The organism is Polaribacter sp. 2305UL8-11 (genome assembly GCF_058147165.1).
Genome location: NZ_JBYVJW010000049.1, coordinates 1 through 269, shown reverse-complemented (window position 1 = coordinate 269; position 269 = coordinate 1). Strand labels below are relative to the sequence as shown.

Genomic DNA, 269 nt, shown 5'->3' with positions numbered 1-269 from the left:
GAGCTCAAAATTAAGTTTCAACTTTTCTATTTCATTTATTTCTTTAGACCGATTCAGGCTATCATCATATTTTTTGAAATCTTCGAAATAATGGACGGCTTCTTTATAATCTTTTGATTTATATGCTATTTGATATAACAAATCATTAGCCTCCATTACACTCGATATATTTCCCTCAGCTTTTGCCATTCTATTTCCTTGTAAAGCATAATCTTTGCTTTTTGACAAGCTATCAAAATGAAATAAAATATTACCGCGAGTAACATACA

At 29.4% G+C, this 269-nt stretch carries 1 protein-coding gene; it reads right to left on the bottom strand.

Features of this window, described 5'->3' with window-relative positions; genetic code table 11:
• Positions 1-269 (bottom strand): hypothetical protein (locus ACY2RW_RS16165; protein WP_490123764.1); only part of this gene is annotated, 269 nt, incomplete at both ends.